The organism is Geomonas silvestris, from assembly GCF_014193515.1.
Lineage (GTDB): Bacteria > Desulfobacterota > Desulfuromonadia > Geobacterales > Geobacteraceae > Geomonas > Geomonas silvestris.
The window spans coordinates 140,779-160,233 of the sequence record NZ_BLXX01000005.1 but is presented as its reverse complement, the minus strand read 5'-3'; the positions used below and the strand labels follow the sequence as shown (position 1 = coordinate 160,233).

The following is a 19,455-nucleotide window of genomic DNA, read 5'->3' as shown; positions in this document are numbered from 1 at the left end:
AATGTTTACAGAAAATTCCAGTCAACTTTACGAAACGACTGTAAATTCAACGGCACCACGATCCACCTCCGCTGCCGGAATCTTCAGGAGCTTGCGGTCTTCGGGCCAAAGTAGAACCGGATTTTACTCAACAGTGTTTACATAGTCAAGGTTAAAAGTCCCTGACCGGCTGCGGCGCTGGGTGCCTGCCCCCGCGGGCCGCACCGGCAACTCCCCCGGCAGACGGACCGCACAGCGCGCGCCACACTGTATACAGTATGCAATCTAATCCTGAACGCACGCCCCGTCAAGAGCAAATATCCTTACTGGCAGGAAACCTCGCAGGAGGAGCCGGCATAGCGACTCTCATCAGGTCCACCACTATTGACTCAGGATGTCGCAGAGTCCGTTTGGCTATTGTAAGACAGAAACGTTTCCTGTCAAAGCCGTGTGATTACAAATATTTTGATTGGATCCAGATGTGGAGAAATGAGAAAAGGCCGTCCGGTATAACGGAGCGGCCCTTTTTGATGGTCCTTCTGAGAGTCAGGCAAGGCTCGCGGGAGACAGACGCGGGAAGCAGGCTTCAATTCTCCGCAGGTCTGTCAGCGCGTGGTGACTTATTCCGCCTTGTAACCTATGCGCACCGCGCCCCAATGCCTGTTGTTGAAGTAGATCGGCGTGGAGAGGTCGTTGATGACCTCGCCGGTGTCGCGCAGGTAGGTCTGCAAGAGGAACGCCTCGGTATTCTGGGCCGCCCTCAGCCCGGTCTTGTCGTTGAAGATGCGCTTGGTCCGATTGTTGACCTTGTCGCTCTCCGGATCGCCGGTCAAGGGCTTGCTGTAGCGCAGGTTGTGGCTGGCCACGTAGCCGTGGTCGTCAACCACGATGGCGAAGAGGACCGAACCCTGCCGCGCCAGCACCTCCTCCTGGATCGGCGAGATCACCTGGTCGAAGAGCTTGTCGAAGGCGGTGTTGTACTTCTGCGGTGCGGTCCCCGGGATGGGACGGTAATTGCGATCGTTCAGGTCTGCCGCGGAGATGCGGTTCTCGGCGAGCGCCCTCCCCAGGGCGGCCACCGCCCGGTCGCGCAGCTCGCGGGCCAGATCCTTCATGGCGTCGTGCCGGTTGCCGACGCTGAACTTCCCGACGGTCGAGAAGATCTGCTCGGCCACGCCGCTTAGCATGATGCAGGCCTTTTCGCTCGACTGCATCTCTGCATGCACCGAGACCGCGGCCTGCGAGACACCGTGGATCTTCTCCGAGATCTCGTTGGTGGTCGCGCTCTGCTCCTCGGTGGCCGAGGCGATCTGGTTGATGAGACCGGCGGTCTCGCCGGCCAGGGCGTGGATCCGCTCCAGGCACTGCCGGGCCGCGCTCGATTTCTCCACCCCCTCCGCGACGCGCACCTGCTCCTCGGCGATGGAGCGGGCAGCCGCGCGACTCTCCACCTCGATGGTGCCGATAATCTCGGCGATCTCCTTGGTGGAGGTGGCGGTGCGCTCCGAGAGGGTTTTCACCTCGTCGGCCACCACCGCGAAGCCGCGGCCGTGCTCGCCGGCCCGGGCAGCCTCGATGGCGGCGTTGAGCGCCAAGAGCTTGGTCTGGTCCGCGATGTCCTCGATCAAGCTGATGATGTCGCCGATGCGCGCCGAAGACGATTCCAGTTTCCCCACCGTCTCCAGGGTCTGCGTCACGTTCTCGCGCACCAGTTCGATGCTGCTGCAGGCCACGTCCACCACCGACATCCCCTCGCTCGCCGCCTGGTCGACCTGGGCGGAGAAGCCGGCTGCCTGGTGGGTGTTCCCCGCCACCACGTTGAGGGTGGCGGCCATCTCCTCGGCGGCCACCGCCACCGACTGGGAGCGGTCCTTCTGGTCCGCCACCGAGACCAGGGTGCGCTGGGTCCGTTCCGAGACCTGGCACAGCGATACCGAGATGTTCTCGGCCAAAAGGTAGAGTACGGAAATGGTCTCGCGCAGCTTGCGGACCAGGTGGTTGATGTGTCCGGCCAGGTCGCCTATCTCGTCTTCGGAGTTGATGGCGATCTCCTTGGTGAGATCCCCATCCCCTTCGGCGATGTCTTTAAGCTTGGCGGAGAAGTTGAGGATGTCGCGCACGATGGTCTTTTTGAAGAAGAGGTACATGCTGGCCATCATCACCGCGAAGAAGCTGCACCCCGCCAGTACCAGCATGAGGGTCATGCGGACTGCGCTCTGGTACCCCTGTTCCAGCGACGAGCTGAGCACCACCGCACCGAGGTAGCTCCCCTGGCCGTCGTGGCACTGCTTGCAGCGCTGCTCGTTGGCGAGCGGGACCACGGAGCGCAGCACGTGCTCGCCGTCTTGCACCAGGCGCGCTTCCTGGATCTTGCCGGTGGAAAATGCCTTCAGTGCCTCCTGGTTCACGGACCCCGAGGGATCCTTCCCCTCCGCGCCGTAGATCTTCAGGTCGAAGCCGAAGCGCTGGTCCTTGGCGACCTTGGCGAGGTTGAACACCGCCTTGGAATCGTCCTTCATCATGAACTCGGAGATCTCGTTTACGATCACCTTGATCATGGTGTGGCTGTTTTTTACCTGAAGATCGATGCTGGCCTGGTACTGCAACCAGATCGCCAGGATGCCAACGATACTTATACCTATGCCGAGGGTGACCCCTATGATGGCAAGTATTTTGTGCATCAGTTTCTTTTTCAGCATCGGACCTCCTTCGTGCTACTCCTAGCGAGCTGTAAACAGTATCGGCAAAATATTCGCGCGCTTTAGAAATTGTCTCGTGAGAGCAGGCTAATCGTTCAACTCTCTCAACCGGCAAGGCGTATCCGGTGAGACAGCGGCGAGAGCCAGGTGATCGGGACGCCGCGCGTATACTGTGTTATCCTTGGGGAAAACTTGTGAGGAGGCGAGCATGGAAGCAGCATTATCTCTGGACGATCTCCACCGGCAGCTGATAGAGAACAGCAACGATGCCATCATCTATTCGGACCGTGCCGGCTTGATCCGGCTTTGGAACCGCGGAGCCGAAGAGATGCTCGGCTTTAGCGCCCAGGAGGCGCTGGGGCAGTCGCTCGACATCTTCATCCCCGAGAACCAGCGGGCACGGCACTGGGAAGGGTACGCCAAGGTGATGCAGACCGGGGTGACCCGTTACGCAAAGGATCTCCTGGCGGCCCCGGCGCTGAAAAAGGACGGCAGCCGGATCTCCACCGAGTTCTCGATGACCATCATCCGGGATGCCAACGGCGAGATCGCGGGAACCGCCGCTATCATGAGGAACGTCACCGCCAAATGGCAAAAGGAGAAGGCCCTGCGCCAGCGGCTGGCCGAGTTGGAGGCCATGCCTTAGCCGGACCGGACCGGGGACAAAAAAAGAGCGCGAGGGAAAATCCCTGGCGCTCTTTTTCGTTTCGCTGCAGCTGGTGGATCAGGAGCGGACCTGATCCACCAGGTAATTCGGGACCCCCATCTGGGCCATCTGGTCCAGGTGCGCCTCGATCTCGTCGATGTGCTCCTCCTCCTGGGTGAGGATCGACTTGAGCAGCTCGCGGGTGCCGTTGTCTCCCAGCTCGACGGCGATGCGGATGCTCTCGTTGTAGCCGCGGATGGTGCTCTCCTCGAGGGCATGGTCGAACTGGTGCATCTTGGGGACCTCCGAGCCGATGTTGATCGGGTTCAGCTTGCTGACGATCGGCCTCCCCTCCAGGAAGAGGATGCGCTCGATGAGCTTCTCGGCGTGCTTCATCTCGGTGATGGCCCGGCCGCGCAGAACCGAGTGGAGCCGCTGGTAGCCCCAGTTCTCACACATCTCCGCGTGCACCATGTACTGGTTCGAGGCGGTCAGCTCCTCGGCCAGGCGTACGTTGAGCTGCTCGATCATCTTCTCGTTCCCCTTCATGAGTACCTCCTTGTCACGGTGATTGTCGTAGTTGTTGTCCCTGCGGCCCCTCGCGGCCTTCCGGGTAGTCCGGTGAGCGCCCCCACAAGATTCTAGAACGTTAATCATTATACAGAGCGCCCCCACCTTGGCAACGACGGGGCCGCCGGAACCCAAAAAAGAGCGGGGGAGCGGGGAGCAGAAATCGGGTGCAGGAAGCTGAAGCTCGAACTGAATCTGCGGCTGGGGCGGGAGAAAAAAAGAGCCTGCCGCGGCAAGGCGACAGGCTCCTTTGGGTCAGGCAGGTGGTTCCGGAGGGTTAGGCGATGGTATCCGGTTCTTCGTCCTCTTCGACGGCATCCTGGTCCTTGGGGAGGATCAGGTTCAAGAGGATGGCGGCGATACCGCACAGGCTCACGCCGTGCAGGTGCTGCCCGGCGACGCTGACGCTCAGGCCGCCGATGCCGAAGACCAGCACCAGGGAGACGATCACCAGGTTGCGCGCCTTGTTCAGGTCGACCCGGGCGTGGATCAGGGTGTTGAGGCCGACCGAGGCGATGGAGCCGAAGAGGAGCATCATGATCCCCCCCATGACCGGCACCGGGATGGACTGCAGGATCGCGTTGAACTTCCCGAAGAAGGCCATCACGATGGCGAAGCCGGCGGCCCAGGTCATGATGACCGGGTTGTAGCAGCGGGTGATCATGACGGCGCCGGTGACCTCGGCGTAGGTGGTGACCGGAGGCCCGCCGATCAGCGCCGCGGAGCAGACCGCGAGGCCGTCACCAAGCATGGTGCGGTGCAGGCCGGGCTTCTCGGTGTAGTCCTTGCTGGTCACCGCGCCGATGGCCACGACGTCGCCCACGTGCTCGATGGCCGGTGCCAGGGCGACCGGGAACATGAAGAGGATCGCGGACATGTTCCACTGGGGCGCCACTAAGTTGGGGATGGCGATCCAGGGGGCCGCGGCGATCTTGGAGAAGTCGACAAGGCCCAGCGTCATGGAGAGCAGGTAGCCCACGGCGACGCCGGAGAGGACCGGCAAAAGCCGGAAGATCCCCCGGGCCTTGGTCGCCACGGCGGCGGTTGTGGCAAGCGAGGCGGCGGCCACCAAGAGGGCGGTGTTGTACTCGACGAGTACGGCCTTGCCGTCGCCGGTCTTCCCCATGGCCATGTTGACCGCGACGTTCGCAAGCCCGAGGCCGATCACCATGATGATCGGACCGACCACCACCGGCGGCATGATGTGGTGGATGAACTCCACGCCGCGCAGCTTGATCACGGCTGCCAGGATCAGGTAGAGCCAACCGGCGACGAAGAGGCCGCCCATGGTGGCGGGGAGCCCCCAGGTCTGGGTGCTGTAGATGATCGGTGCGATGAACGCGAAGGAGGAACCCAGGAAGATAGGTACCTGGCGACCGGTGGCCGCCTGGAAGATGAGGGTGCCGATGCCGGCGCCCAGAAGCGCCATGCTCGGGTTCATCCCGGTAAGGATCGGTACCAATACCAATGCACCAAATGCGACAAAAAGAATCTGGGCGCCGGAGAGCGCTTGGCGCCACACCGGCTCTTTGACTTCCGACATACACGAACCTCGTTTAGTGGGATTTTTCCTGCAGACCGCAATCGGCGTGAACCGCGCGACGGGAGATTACTTGGTGCCGAAAATCTTGTCGCCCGCATCCCCCAGCCCCGGGATGATGTAGCCGTTTTCGTTCAAACGCTCGTCGATGGCGGCGACGTAGATGTCGAGCTCCGGGTAGGCCTTAGTGATCTTGGCGAGCCCCTCGGGAGCCGCCACCAGGCAGAGGACGCGGATCTGGCGGCAGCCGGCCTTTCTCAGCATCTCGATGGTGGCCGCCATGGAGCCGCCGGTGGCGAGCATCGGGTCCACGATGAGGGCCAGGCGCTCGTCCAGTTTACCGACGAAACGCTCGAAGTAGGTGTGCGCCTCCAGGGTGTGCTCGTTGCGGGCCAGCCCCACCACGCTCACCTTGGCATTCGGGATCATGTCCATGACCCCGTCCAGCATCCCGATGCCGGCGCGCAGGATGGGGACCACGGTGACCTTCTTCCCCTTGATCTGCTGAATCTTGACCGGGCTGCCGTCCCACCCCTCGATGGTGCGCTCCTCGAGCGGGAAGTCCCGGCTTGCCTCGTAGGCCAACAGGCAAGCCACCTCGGCGGTCAGCTCGCGGAACTTCTTGGTGCTGATTCCCGCCTCGCGCATGAGGCCGATCTTGTGCTTCACCAGCGGGTGATTAATTTCATGAACGCTCATCTACTCCCCCAATACGGTTGTTTTGCCACACCATACATTAAAACCGGAGAGAATTCAGCAGTTTTGCGATTAAACGTTGTCAATGATGGGGCAGGGAGCGCAGGCGTTGCGGCGGGGTGCGGCGCAGCTCGGGGAATCGGGCCCGAACTGCGCGGCAGGCGGCTAGAGGAAGATGACAGTAACGGCGAGGAGCCCCCCCCAGAGGAGGGCCAAAACGGTCGCCACGGCGCAGGCCAGGGCGAGCAGGCGCTGGCCTGCGCTGTCCCGGCTTTGGGCGCGGAAGCCGAGCACCCGGGCGAGCACCACGCCCCCCACCACCCCGCCGCCGTGCCCCCAGTTGTTGATCCCCGGCATGATCAGGCCAAAGAGCACCAGGCTGATCAGCCAGCCGCTCACCTCGCGCGAGACGGCGGCGCCGTAGCTGCCGCCGCGGGCCTTGCCGAAGTAGAAGAGCGCGCCGATGAGGCCGCAGACCGAGGCGGAGGCGCCGATGGTCACCGAGACCCCGGCCAGGCAGGAGGCGACGTAGCCGATCACGCCGCTTAGGGTGTAGATGGCGAACATCCGGTTCGCCCCGAACTCCGCGCTCACCCAGGGACCGATCTGGCGCAGGGCCATCATGTTGAAGAAGATGTGCAACAGGCCGCCGTGCAGGTAGCTTGCCGAGATGAGGGTCCAGAACCTGCCGAAGGAGAGGACCGGAACCGAACCGGTGGCCCCCAGGAGCATCAGGCTGCGCTGGTCGGGGGAGAGGAAACTGAGCGGGTTGGCGCTCCACTCGCCACGCCCGCTGACGACCAGGGAGAGCAGGAAATAGGCGACGTTGGCAGCGATGATGGCCTTCACGAACCGGTCGCCGTCGCCGCGCGCGCCGCCGCCGGTCAGGCGGGCCCAGAGACTGGGGCGCTTGGTGCCGCACCAGGGGCAGGAGTCCTCGCGGGGATCGATCTGGGTGCCGCAGTGCGGGCAGGGTATGGAGCGCTGGGCCATCGGTGGTTCCTCGCCAGTGGGATTGGGGCACACTCTACATCTTAAACGGATAAAATGACAGAGTTTTTCTCGACTGAGCCGGCAGCGCTCAGCTCCCTTCGATGAAGAGGAGCCCCGGGTCCTCCAGGGAGCGGAGCACCTTGCCGAGGAACTGCGCGGCCTCGGCGCCGTCGGTCACCCGGTGGTCGAAGGTGAGCGAGACCGGGACGATCCTGCGGATGGCGATCTGGCCGCGGTGCACCCAGGGGCGTTCCACGATGCGGCCGAAACCGAGGATGGCCACGTCCGGCCAGTTGATGATGGGGGTGGCGAAGGTACCGCCGAAGTGCCCGTAGTTGGTGATGGTGAAGCTCGAGCCGCGCAGGTCTTCGCGTGAGATGGTGCGTTCCTGGGCCTTGCGCCCCAGCTCCTGGATCGCCTGGGCCAGTTCGATGATGCTTTTTTTCTCCACGTCACGGATCACCGGCACCATGAGCCCCTCGGGGGTGGCGACCGCGATGCCGAAGTGGTAGTGCTTCTTGACGATGATGGTCTGGGTGGCGTCGTCGATGGAGGCGTTCAGCATGGGGTGCTCGCGCAGCGCGTGCTGGGCCGCCTTGATGAAGAAGGGGAGGAAGGTGAGGTGGCTGCCGCGCGCCTCCACCTCCCCCTGCTCGCGGGCGCGCAGCTCCCAGATCTCGGTGATGTCCACCTCTTCCATGCTGGTGACGAAGGCGCTGCGGCACTGGGCGGCGAGCACGTTGCGGGCGATGGCGCGCCTTAGGCCCCGCAATTCGACCCGCTCCACCGGTCCGAAGCTCTCCCAGTCGCCGCTGCGGCGCTCCAACTCCTGTGGGGAAGAGGCGGTGATCGGTTGCGGCGCCGCCTCCCGTCCCTCGCGGACGGCCTCGAAACGGTCCAGGTCCTCAGGGGTGATGCAGCCGCGCGGGCCGTTTCCCGTCACAAAGCGCAGGTCGATGCCGCGCTCGCGGGCCAGCTTGCGGACCATGGGGGTGGCGAGGCCGGCGAATTCCTGGGGGGATGCGGGGGGCGCCAGGTCGTCGGCATCGGGGAGTTCCCCGACGATGCCGACCGAGCGGGGGCGCGGGGCCGCATCTGCGCCGCTCTCCGCGATGGTCACCAGCGTTTCGCCGACCTTGACCACCTCGCCGGGGCGGCGGTGGATGCGCGCGACAACACCCGAGCGCGGCGCCGGCACCTGGACCACCGCCTTGTCGGTTTCCACCTCGAGGACCGGCTGGTGCTCGGCGACCTGGTCCCCTTCGGCCACCAGCCACTGGCGCACCTCCACTTCGGCGATCCCCTCGCCCAGGTCGGGCAGCTTGAAGTCAAACGGCATGAGCGCTCCTTTGTGTTGCGGTGCTTTTCATCGGAACGATCCGACGGATCGGACCGATCAACTGGATTCCACCGGTGCCCCTAGTAGCGCAGCACCTCGTCAAGCGCCGCCTTCACCTGCTCGATGCTCGGCAGGTAGTGGTCCATGAGCCGCGCCAGCGGGACCGGCACATCGGGTGCCGCCACCCGCAAAACCGGCCCCCGCAGGTGCAAAATCGCCTCCTCGGCGATGGTGGCTGCGAGTTCGGCGCCAAAACCCGCGGTCTTCGCCGCCTCGTGCACGATCACCACCCGGCCGGTCTTGGCCACCGAGGCGAGCACGGTCTCGGCATCGAACGGGTTCAGGGTGAGCAGGTCGATCACCTCGGCATCGTAATTCGCCACCGCCTTCAGGACCCGCTCCAGCATGCTCCCCCAGGCAAGCACGGTGACCTGCGTCCCCGCCCGCGCCACCCGCGCCCGCCCGAGCTCCACCGTGTACTCCCCCTCGGGGACCTCCTCGCGCAGCATGCGGTAGAGCCGGGTCGGCTCGAGGAAAAGCACCGGGTCCGGATCGCGCAGCGCCGACAGGAGGAGCCCCTTCGCGGTGTAGGGGCCGGAGGGCACTACCACCTTCAACCCCGGGCTCTGGCAGAAAAGCGCCTCGGTGCTCTCCTCGTGCAGTTCGGGGGCCTTGATGCCGCCGCCGTACGGGGTGCGCAGCACCAAGGGGCAGCCAAAGCGCCCCCGCGAGCGGGTCCTAAGACGCGCCGCGTGCGCCACCAGCTGCTCGAACCCGGAGTAGGTGAACCCCATGAACTGGATCTCGGCCACCGGCCGCAGCCCGCAGGCAGCCATGCCGACGGCGGCACCCACGATGGCCGATTCGGAGAGCGGCGTGTCGATGACCCGCTCGGCGCCGAAACGCCCGAAGAGCCCCTCGGTGACACGAAAGACCCCGCCGTCGCGGCCGATGTCCTCGCCCAAAAGCACCACCCGCTGGTCGCGCGCCATCTCCTCGGCGAGCGCCTGGTTGATCGCCTGTACCATGTTCAACTGGGCCATGTCAGCGTCCCTTCCTTTGCCCTGCCTGGCGCGGGCCCAACGAGGCGAGCATCGTGTCGAACATCTCCTCCTTGGCCGGCGCCGGGAGCGCTTCCATCTCGCGCACCGCAGCATCGACCAGTTCCCCGGCCGCCTCCCGGGCCTGCGCGGCATCGGCCTCCACCCACAGTCCGCGCCCCGCCAGGTAGCGCTCCAGCCTCAGAATCGGATCCCGTCTGCGCCAAAGCGCCACCTCCTCAGGGGAGCGGTAGCGCGCCGCATCGTCGGCAGTGGTGTGATCGGCCATCCGGTAGGTGAGGCATTCGATGAAGGTGGGACCAGCCCCGCTCCGCGCCTTCTCCAGCGCCTCGCGGGTGGCGCGGTACACCGCGAAGACGTCGTTGCCGTCCACCTGGATCCCCTCGAAGCCGTAGCCGATCGCCTTCTGCGCCAGGGTCTGCGCGGCGGTCTGCCCCTTCAGGGGAACCGAGATGGCCCACTGGTTGTTCTGGCAGATGAAGACCACCGGGAGCCGGAACACGCCGGCCATGTTGAGCCCCTCGTGGAAGTCCCCCTTCGAGGTCGCCCCGTCACCGAAGTAGACCGCGACCGCGCCGGGGTCGCGCCGGTACTTGAGCGCGAAGGAAGCACCCACCGCCTGGGGGATCTGGCTTGCCACGGCCACGCAGAAGGGGAAGATGTTGAGGTTTTCGGGGGTCTTCTGACCGCGCTCGTCCCCGGTCCAGTACTGGAGCAGCTGCACGGCGGGGTAGCCCAGGGTGAGGTGCACCCCCATCTCGCGGAAGGAGGGGAAGACCCAGTCGGCGGGGGTGAGTGCCAGGGCGCTCCCCACCTGGGCCGCCTCCTGCCCCATGATGGGGGGGTAGGTCCCCAGCCGCCCCTCGCGCTGCAGGGCGACGGCCCGCTCGTCGAAGGTGCGGGCCAGCACCATGGCCCGGTACAGGCGTAACAGCTCGTCGTCGGAGAGCCCGGGGAGGAGCTCCGGGTCGGCGTGACCCTGTTCGTCGAGGATGCTCAGGCGGCGGACCTGAAAACTGGCGAGGATCTCTTCTGGCATGGACGGGTGGCCCTTTCATTAGCAGTTAACATCCCAGATAGAGTGTAGACGACGGGTCCGGGATGTCAAAAGCGAGGCCGTGGCCGCTTTAATGTGAATGGGAGCCCGGCGGGTTTCCCCCGCGGCTCTTCAGTTTCCCGTAGAAAACCGGGATCAGGGCGAAGAGCCCGAGCAGCGCAAAGGAGCCCAGGACGCGGGGGGAGGCGACGTCGCGCAGAGAGGAGATGCCGGCCAGGCTGGCGCCGGCGTTCACGAAGACGAAGCCCCCCGGGATGATGCCGATGAAGGTCCCCAGGACGAAGTTGCGCAAGGGGAGCCGGGTGAGGCCTGCGGCCAGGTTGATCAGGAAGAACGGGAAGAGCGGCACCAGCCGCAGGAAGAGGAGGTAGTTGAGGCCGCGGCTCTCCAGTTCCCGGTTGAGCCCCTCCAGGCGCCCGCCGAAACGGGCGGCGACCAGGTCGCGCAAGAGGTAGCGGGTCACCAGGAATGCGAGGGTCGCGCCGAGGGTCGCCGCCAGGACCGCGTACAGGGTCCCCCACAGCGAGCCGAAGATGGCACCCGCGGCCAGGGAGAGCACGGCCGCCCCGGGGAGCGACAGCGCGGTCTGCAGGATGTAGATCGCCATGAACGCCGCCACCGTGATGGCGCCGTGCGAGCCGTAGTAGTCGATGAGCCACTGCCGGTTCGCCTTCAGGGAGCTTAAGGTGAGGAAACGGCCGAGGTCCAGGTAGAAGAAGAGGACGACCGCCACGAGGGCCGCCGCGACAAGGAGGAGCTTTTTCAGGTTCATGGGGACTCCAGGGGAGATGATCGCGCTACTTTGGCCGTTGTCGCCCCGCTTTGCAAGGGTTTTCTGCCCCAAACCGCCGCGGCAGGCCCGGCTCCCCGGGGCTAGCGCTGCCAGGCGAGCCAGGCGGCGAGAAGCCGCTTCACCAGCGGGGTCAGCCGGGTGCGCTGGTAGGCGTCGGCCAGCTTCCGTACCGCCTCGACCTGGGTGGGATAGGGGTGGATGGTCTTGCCGATGGCGGCGAGCCCCAGCCCGGAGGTGATGGCCAGGGAAAGCTCGCCGATCATCTCGCCGGCGTGCCGCGCCACCACGGTCGCGCCCAGGATGGTGTCGGTCCCCTTTTTCAGGTGTACCCGGGCAAACCCGGCGCTCTCGCCGTCCAATACCGCGCGGTCCACCTCGGAGAGCGGTACGGTCAAGGTCGCCACCTCGAGCCCCTTTTCCCGCGCCTCCTTCTCGTAGAGCCCCACGTGGGCGATCTCGGGGTCGGTGTAGGTGCACCAGGGGATGGTGAGCCGCGAGCTGCGCTGCCGGCCCCCGAAGAGCGCGTTGGCGATGACGATGCGGGCCTGGGCGTCGGCGGTGTGGGTGAACTTGTGCACCGAGCAGATGTCGCCGGCGGCGTAGACCCGGGGGTTCGAGGTCATCAGGGTGTCGCTCACCAGGACGCCGTTTTTGTCGTAGCGGATCCTTGCGGCCTCCAGGGCGAGCCCCTCCAGGTTGGGTGCCCGCCCGACCCCGGCCAGGATGGCGTCCACCGCCAGCTCCCGGATTCCCGAGCCCCCCTGGAGCCGCAAGAGCTTCTCGCTTCCCTCACGTTTCGCCTCGATGATGCGCACCCCCAGCTCCAGCTCGATCCCGTCGCGCCCGAGCGACTCCGCCACCAGGGCCGCGGCGTCCGGGTCCTCGCGGGGGAGGATCTGCGGGGCGTGCTGCAGGAGGGTGACCCGGCTCCCCAGCCGGGCGAAGGCCTGGGCGAGCTCGCACCCTAAGGGGCCGGCACCGATCACGGCAAGCCGCTGCGGGAGTTCGCTCAGCGAGAAGACCGTCTCGTTGGTAAGGTAGCCCACCTCCTCGAGCCCCGGGATGTCCGGGGCAGCCGCACGGGCGCCGGTGCAGAGGGCGGCGCGGCTGAACTCGAGGGTCTTGCCGGCCACCTGCACGGTGTTCGGGCCGGTGAAAAATGCCTGGCCCAGGTAGACGTCGACCCCGAGCTCGTCCCGGAAGCGGCGCGCCGAGTCGTGTGCGCTCAGCTTGGCACGCAACCGGTGCAGGCGCTGCATGGCGGTGGCGAAATCGGCCCGGGCCCCCTCACCGCCCGGCGCGGCATACTCGGCAGAGCTGCGGGCGTCGAAGGCGGCGCGCGCGGTGCGGATCAGCGCCTTCGAGGGGACGCACCCCACGTTGAGGCAGTCCCCCCCAAAAAGCTGCCGCTCGACGAGCGCCACCCGCGCGCCGAGCCCGGCCGCACCGGCGGCGCAAACCAGTCCCGCCGTGCCGGCGCCGATGACCACCAGGTTGTAGCGCCCGCGCGGCTCCGGGTTGACCCAGTCCGCCGGGTGCACGTTCTCTATGAGGATCCGGTTTTCCGGAGTGTCCGGTTCGATGAGCTGCGCGTCCATAGCTTCCTCCCCTGCCCCGGCTCTCTCTGAGCAGCGACTCAAGCTCCCAGGGTATGGCAAATGATAACACCTGCGCGCGAAGTTTGCTCTCGGTGAGCTCGCCGCTTCAGGATCGGGCCTGCCAGAGTGAGTCGCTATGAAGATCTAAGGGAGGTGCGGTTGAGGCTTTGACAGAAGCGGGGATCGGCTGAAGCGGTGCTGTCCAGCGCGAGAGAGTCGGGGGGGAAACGTGAGGCGGAAGGGGCTTCGACAATGGGGAGAGCCGCGATCGCTGCGGGGACAGTCCTCTTCCGGACCGTCCCTGACGGCAGCTTCTCGTTGGGGAGCGTCCCCCTCCTCAGTCCCCCAGGAGGCCGCGGATCCGCTCCAGGAACTGCTCGAGGGTGAAGGGCTTGGTGAGGAAGCCGGTTTCCAGCTCAAGGGGCGACTTGTGCAGCACCACGTTCCCCGTGTAGCCGGAGATGTAGAGTACCGGCAGCTGGGGGTGGTGCTTCAGGATCCGCTCGTAGAGCTCGGGGCCGTTCATCTCCGGCATCACCACGTCGCTTACCAGAAGGTCGATCCGCTCTCCCGGGACCGTGGCGAGCTCCAGGGCCGCAAGCGGCGTGCCGGCCACCAGCGTCCGGTAGCCGTACCCCTCCAGGAGATCCCGCGCCATGTCCCGGATCAGGGCGTTGTCCTCGACCAGGAGGATCGATTTTCCCGAGCCCAGGGCGCGCCGCACCGCCGTCTCGCGCTCCTCGAGCGGCGCTCCCCCAGCCGCTGCCTCGGCGAGCGGGAGGAAGATCTTGAAGGTGGTCCCCTGCCCCGGCCGGCTCCAGACCTCGATGTAGCCGTCGTGCTGTTTGACGATGCCGTACACCGTGGCAAGGCCGAGCCCGGTACCCCGACCGGCCTCCTTGGTGGTGAAGAACGGCTCGTAGATGTGGCGCAGGGTCTCCTCGTCCATGCCGCAGCCGTTGTCCGAGAAGGCGAGGAGCACGTAGCGCCCCGGCTTCACCCCTGCGTGCAGGCGGGCGTACTCGTCGTCCAGCACCAGGTGACCGGTCTCCACGGTGATCGCCCCGTTTCCGGCGATGGCGTCCTGGGCGTTGACCGCGAAGTTGAGCAGTACCTGCTCCAGCTGCCCCCGGTCCGCCTGCACCCAGGCCCCCTCGGCGGTGAGCCTCAATTCGAGCGAGATGCTCTCCTTCACGGTGGTGCGCATGATGTCGCCGAAGGAGGTGATCACCTCGTTCAGGTCGAGGGGCCCCATGTGCATCACCTGCCTGCGACCGAAGGAGAGGAGCTTGCGGGTCAGGTCCGCCGCCTTGTGCGCCGCCTTGAGCACGGCCTCGATCTGGCGCACCTGGGGGGCCGTCTCGGGCAAACTGCTGCGGATCATGTCGGCATAGACGAAGATCGGGGTGAGCAGGTTGTTGAAGTCGTGGGCGACCCCGGCGGCCAATTGCCCCACCGCCTCGATCTTGTGCGCCTGGCGCAGCTGCTCCTCGAGCGCGCGGCGCCGTTCCTCGCCGCGTACCCGGCCGATGGCGATGCTCGCCAGGTGCGCGGCCGACACGATGAGCGAGATCTCCTCGTCGTTGGGGGAGCGCACCTCGCGGTGGTAGATGGCGAAGGTCCCGAAAAGTTCGCCGTCGGCCGAGAGGACCGGCTCGGACCAGCAGGAGCGCAGCTCGGCGTTGCGGGCCGGCTGGAACCCCTTCCAGTACGGGTGGGTCGCGATGTCGGTCACCACGACGCGCCGCCTGAGGAACGCCGCGGTGCCGCAGGAACCGATCCCCTGTGCGATGGCGATGCCGTCCACGGCCCGGTTGTACTCCGGCGGCAGGCTGGGGGCCGCGCCGTGGCACAGGCGCTCGCCGCGCTCGTCGGCCAAAAGCACCGAGCAGAGCGCCCCGGGGAGTTCCTGCTCGACGAAGCGCACGATCCCCTCGAGGAGCTGATCCAGGGCGACCCCGCTGGCGATCTGCTCCAGCAGGTCGCGCCGGGCCTGTTCCCTCAGCTGGTCGCGTTTCCTCTGGGTGATGTCGCGGGCGATGCTGAGTACCAGCGTGCGCCCCTGGCTCTCCATGAGGCGGCAATTGACCTCGATCGGCACCACCTGGCCGGCCTTGGTGAGGTAGGCGGATTCGAAGCTCGCCTGGCCGTGCAGCTTGAGCTGCGCCAGGTTCTCAGCGACCCGTCGGGCGTACTCGGGAGGCTCTATCTCGTGCAGGTGCCGCCCCAACAGCTCGTGGGCCGGATAGCCGGTCATGCCGCAAAGGGCGTGGTTGAACTGGGTGAGCCGCCCCTCGAGGTCCAAAAGCAGGATCGCCTCGCTGGCGGAGTCGATCTGTTCCGCCTTGATCTCCAGCTGGCGCTGCTGGTCGCTCACCGTGACCAGCGCCAGCTCCAGGCGGTCCAGGTGCCGGAAAAAGAACCAGGTAAGGACCAATAAGACCAGGCACAGCCCCAGCATGAGGCTCATCTGGGTGGCCGCCTTCCGGGCCCAGGGAGCCAGCACGTCTCCTTCGTGCAGGGTGACCAGGGCCACCACCGGGTAGCGTTCCAGGCGCTGGTAGGCGGCGATGTAGGGCTGCTTGAAGGTGAGGGCGTTACGCACGTGGTAGACGCCGGTCGGGGAATTGGGGAGCTTTTCGCGAAACAGGGTGGACTTGGTGAAGTCGAGCTTGAAGCCGTCCTCCCGGTACGGGGCGTAGACCAGCGGCACGCCGTCCTCGCGGATCAGCACCACGCGCCCCCTGGGCCCCAGGGTCCCCTGGGAGAAGAAGCTGCTGAAGAACCTGGTCTCGAACCCGAGGGCCACCAGCCCCGCGAAGGGGGTCCCGGGAGGGTTCAGCGGGCGCATCAGGTTGAAGCGCCAGCGGTGCACCAAGCGGCTTAGGATCGGCTTGCTGATGCTGAGCCCAAGGTGCGGGTTTTCCAGGTAGGTCCTGAAGTAGTCGCGGTCGGCGATGCTGATTCTCTGGTGGGGGCCACTTCCGGAGTTCAGGCGCAAAACGCCGGCGCTGTCGACCAGAAACAGGGAGCCGATCTGGGGCACCTGGCTCACCTGGTCACGCATCTCCCGGAGCAGTTCGTCGTGATCCACCCGCTCGAGACCGCCGGAACGCTCGATCTCCCTTTGCAGCACCCTCAGCATCGAGTCGGCCTCCGAGAAGGCGCTCTGGCTGTGCTCGGCGAGCGCGCGGACGTAGCCGGATGCGAGCTTCTCGGCGGCGCGCAGGGTGTTGGCGCGCTCGGAGACGATACTCCAGACCGAGATGCCGAGTACGGCCGCGAGGATGAGACCGACACCGCACCTGACGCGGTATTTAATCTGTGCGATGCTCGGGGTCAAGGTGATCCTGCCGGTGCCGGTTGATGAATCTGCTGCTCCTATTATCGCAGCATTCTCCCAAAACTTGAGAAAAAAGGCAATGGATTGTACGCGAAAATCCTACATTAGGCACCAGACTACTGGTACGGAGACGGCAGCTCGTTTTTTGGGTCGGGACTCTTTCCAGCGCAGAACCGGTTAAGCAGAGCAAGATCCTCCCCAGCCGCAGCGAGAAGGTCTCTCCTGGTCCGCTAAAGCCAAAGGTGAGGGCGCCACGGCACACGCTCACCTTGCCAGGAGCCCTCTAAAGGTGTGATCGCCCTCGGCCAGGGCCTCCCCGGGCTCGGCTGGGGGGGCACGCCGGACGGAGAAAAGCGTGGCCGTTTTCTATTGAAATGGGATATCATTTCCGTATTCGTGCTGAGGCCACGGCGCGTGGACAGAGGCGATAACTGCCGGGAGTGCTACCGGCGCGGCGGGAGAGCACATGGCAAAGGGATCTGCTGAGGTACCGGACGTTGGATCGACCACCGAGGTGAAGGGACTGCCAACCGGCGAGAAAGGGGCCGCGGTACCAAGGCGCCCGGCCCGGGGGCGGTGTGATCTCGCCGGCCGGTGCGGCCCCCTGGAGGAGCGCCAGGCGGAACTGGAACTGCTGGCCGCAGCACTGCGCGAACCCGAGGCCCGGCACCGCGACCTGGCCCTCGAGCGCTGCCAGGAACGCTTCGACCGCGCCCCCGCCCCCCTTTTCACCCTGACGGGCAACGGCCTGATCAGCTCGGTGAACCTGGCCGGGGCCCGGCTCCTCGGGGTGGAGCGCCCGGGTCTGATCGGGCTCCCCTTCTCGGTGTTCCTCACCCAGGACACCGCCCCGATCCTCGCTGCCTTGCTGCGGCAAAACCTCGAGGAGCGCCACCCTTTCAGCTGCGAGGTCTCGATCCGGGGTAACGGCAGGGCGGCCTTCCCGGCGCGCATCGACGCCGCCTCGATCGGCGCGGCCGAGTGCAGCATCGCCGTCCAGGACCTCTCCCCCTTCCAGGAGCAGCAGGCCCTCGATGTCTCGGAATCCCGCTACCGGCAGCTCTTCGAGTCGGCCAAGGACGGCCTTTTGATCCTCGACGCACAGCGCGGACTCATCACCGAGGTGAACCAGGCGGGGCTCGCCCTCTTGGGGCTGAGCCGCCAGGAACTCCTGGGCCGGCGCCTTTACGAGATCGGCTTTTTCTCCGGCCCCGGCTCCGAGCAGGAGGTCCTGGCGGAACTGAACCGGCGCGGCGAGCTGCGCTACCAGGCGCTCCCCCTTTGCACCAGGGACGGGCGCCACCTCTATGTCGACTTCGTCGGCTGCAGCTATAAGGTGGAGGATACCCGGGTGATCCAGTGCGACCTGCGCGACGTCACCTCGCGCAAGCGCGCCGAGGAGGCCCTGGCCAAGAGCGAGGAGCAGTGGCGCACCATCGTGCACAACATCAACGAGTACGTCTACAGCGTGCGCTTCGAAAACGGCGTGATCAGCTCGATCTACCACAGCCCGAAGTGCCTGGAGATCACCGGCTACACCCCCGAGGAGTACTACCGCGACCCGCTTTTGTGGTTCGCCATGATCCACGACGAGGACCGCGCGCTAGTGAACGAGTTCCTGGGGCACATCCTCTCCGGCAAGAGCCATCCCCCGATCCGGCACCGGATCCGCCACAAGGACGGCTCGGAGCGCTGGCTCCTGAACAACTGCGCGGTGCAGCGCCTCGAGGGCGAGGAGGCGGGGATCGCCCGGCTGGACGGCTTCATCATGGACATCACCGAGTTGAAGCTCGCCGAGGACAACATCTTCTTCCTGGCCCACCACGACCCCCTGACCCGCCTCCCCAACCGCAGCACCCTCTACGCCCGGATCGACCAGGTGATCTCGGTGGCGCAGAAGGCGAACCGGAACATGGCGCTGCTCTTTTTGGACATCGACGGGTTCAAGCAGATCAACGACACCCTGGGGCACGACGTGGGGGACCGGCTCCTGCAGTCGGTGGCGCAGCGACTCACCGAATGCACCCGCCCCTGCGACATCGTCTCGCGCCTGGGTGGCGACGAGTTCGTCATCGTCTTGTGGGACTGCGGCGTGGAGGAGACCACCTTGGTGGCGGAGCAGATCATCGCGGGGTTCTCGCTTGAGGGGAGCAGCGCGGTCATCAACGCGAGTATCGGCGTAAGCCTCTACCCGCAGGACGGCAAGGATTACCTCACCCTCCTCAAGAACGCGGACCTCGCCATGTACCAGGCCAAGAAGGCGGGGGGGAAGGGGTTCCACTTCTACACCAAGAGGCTCAACGAGCTGGCCCACGAGCGCTTCACCATCGAGACCGACCTGCGCCGGGCCCTGCAGCGCGACGAGTTCGTGCTCTACTACCAGCCCAAGGTGAACATCCTCACCGGGGAGTTCAGCGGCATGGAGGCGCTGATCCGCTGGCAGCACCCGGTGCGCGGCCTGGTGGCGCCGGAGAGCTTCATCGGGATCGCCGAGGAGAGCGGCCTGCTCACCCCGATCAGCAAGTGGATCATCGACACGGTCTGCCGGCAGCTCAAGTCCTGGCGCGACCAGGGGCTCCAGGCCTCCAGCGCCATCAACCTCTCGGCGAGCTTCTTCCAGCACGCCGATTTCGAGGCGACCATCGAGAAGGCCCTGGTGCAGACCGGCATCCCGCCGGAGAGCCTGGAGCTCGAGCTGACCGAGGCGACCATCATGAGCGACCCCCAGCAGGTCCTGGGGAGCATGGCGGCCATGAAGGCGCTCGGGCTTCAGCTTTCCATCGACGACTTCGGCATCGGCTACTCGAGCCTCAGCTACCTGAAGAAACTCCCGGTGGACAAGCTGAAGATCGACCAGTCCTTCATCCGCAACATCGCCAAGGACACCGACAACATGGCGGTGGTGCGCGCCGTCTTGAACATCGGGCGCAGCATGCAGCTCAAGGTGATCGCCGAGGGGGTGGAGAACGCCTCGCAGCTCGCCTGGCTGCAGGCCGAGGGGGGCGAGGAGGCGCAGGGGTTCTACTTCAGCAGGCCGCTGCCGGCCCAGGGGATGACCGCCCTGCTCCAGCGTGGCTCCCAGCCCTTCGCCGACACGGTGAGCACGAACTGGCACTAGGTCGCCTAAGGGCAGATAAAAAA

General features: G+C 65.8%; 13 protein-coding genes. 2 read left to right on the top strand and 11 right to left on the bottom strand.

The window, feature by feature from the left end:
• Positions 1 to 599 precede the first annotated feature (599 nt).
• On the bottom strand, positions 600 to 2,678 hold the full coding sequence (locus GMST_RS10200) for a methyl-accepting chemotaxis protein (RefSeq protein WP_183354548.1): 2,079 nt from the start codon (positions 2,676 to 2,678) through the stop codon (positions 600 to 602).
• A 208-nt stretch (positions 2,679 to 2,886) separates the two neighbouring features.
• Here GMST_RS10200 and GMST_RS10195 point away from each other — a divergent pair, with 208 nt between their 5' ends.
• Complete coding sequence (locus tag GMST_RS10195) at positions 2,887 to 3,324, top strand: PAS domain-containing protein (RefSeq protein WP_183354547.1); 438 nt, start codon at positions 2,887 to 2,889, stop codon at positions 3,322 to 3,324.
• Between the two features lie 78 nt (positions 3,325 to 3,402).
• Here GMST_RS10195 and bfr read toward each other — a convergent pair whose 3' ends face one another.
• The 10 genes from bfr to GMST_RS10145 all read right to left on the bottom strand — a co-directional run bounded on the left by bfr (position 3,403) and on the right by GMST_RS10145 (position 16,314).
• Positions 3,403 to 3,873, bottom strand: coding sequence for a bacterioferritin (gene bfr, locus GMST_RS10190; RefSeq protein ID WP_183354546.1), 471 nt, complete (start codon positions 3,871 to 3,873; stop codon positions 3,403 to 3,405).
• Between the two features lie 298 nt (positions 3,874 to 4,171).
• The gene (locus GMST_RS10185; RefSeq protein WP_183354545.1) at positions 4,172 to 5,437 is read right to left on the bottom strand and encodes a uracil-xanthine permease family protein; all 1,266 of its coding nucleotides are present in this window, start codon (positions 5,435 to 5,437) and stop codon (positions 4,172 to 4,174) included.
• Between the two features lie 66 nt (positions 5,438 to 5,503).
• On the bottom strand, positions 5,504 to 6,133 hold the full coding sequence (gene upp / locus GMST_RS10180; protein WP_183354544.1) for a uracil phosphoribosyltransferase: 630 nt from the start codon (positions 6,131 to 6,133) through the stop codon (positions 5,504 to 5,506).
• 162 nt (positions 6,134 to 6,295) lie between these two features.
• Entirely contained in the window at positions 6,296 to 7,123 is an 828-nt protein-coding gene (locus GMST_RS10175) for a rhomboid family intramembrane serine protease (protein ID WP_183354543.1), read from the bottom strand.
• An 88-nt stretch (positions 7,124 to 7,211) separates the two neighbouring features.
• Positions 7,212 to 8,462: a dihydrolipoamide acetyltransferase family protein gene (locus tag GMST_RS10170; protein ID WP_183354542.1), complete on the bottom strand. Its 1,251-nt coding sequence runs from the start codon at positions 8,460 to 8,462 to the stop codon at positions 7,212 to 7,214.
• A gap of 80 nt (positions 8,463 to 8,542) precedes the next feature.
• A complete protein-coding gene (locus GMST_RS10165; protein ID WP_183354541.1) occupies positions 8,543 to 9,505 on the bottom strand; it encodes an alpha-ketoacid dehydrogenase subunit beta in 963 nt (320 codons plus the stop codon).
• Position 9,506: 1 nt separating this feature from the next.
• The gene (gene pdhA / locus GMST_RS10160) at positions 9,507 to 10,562 is read right to left on the bottom strand and encodes a pyruvate dehydrogenase (acetyl-transferring) E1 component subunit alpha (protein WP_183354540.1); all 1,056 of its coding nucleotides are present in this window, start codon (positions 10,560 to 10,562) and stop codon (positions 9,507 to 9,509) included.
• Between the two features lie 88 nt (positions 10,563 to 10,650).
• Positions 10,651 to 11,352, bottom strand: coding sequence for a TVP38/TMEM64 family protein (locus GMST_RS10155; protein ID WP_183354539.1), 702 nt, complete (start codon positions 11,350 to 11,352; stop codon positions 10,651 to 10,653).
• A gap of 101 nt (positions 11,353 to 11,453) precedes the next feature.
• On the bottom strand, positions 11,454 to 12,971 hold the full coding sequence (locus tag GMST_RS10150) for a mercuric reductase (protein ID WP_183354538.1): 1,518 nt from the start codon (positions 12,969 to 12,971) through the stop codon (positions 11,454 to 11,456).
• A 337-nt stretch (positions 12,972 to 13,308) separates the two neighbouring features.
• Positions 13,309 to 16,314: an ATP-binding protein gene (locus GMST_RS10145; RefSeq protein WP_246399393.1), complete on the bottom strand. Its 3,006-nt coding sequence runs from the start codon at positions 16,312 to 16,314 to the stop codon at positions 13,309 to 13,311.
• A gap of 466 nt (positions 16,315 to 16,780) precedes the next feature.
• Between GMST_RS10145 and GMST_RS10140 the strand changes: the two genes are divergently transcribed.
• A complete protein-coding gene (locus GMST_RS10140; protein ID WP_183354537.1) occupies positions 16,781 to 19,432 on the top strand; it encodes a sensor domain-containing protein in 2,652 nt (883 codons plus the stop codon).
• Positions 19,433 to 19,455 lie beyond the last annotated feature (23 nt).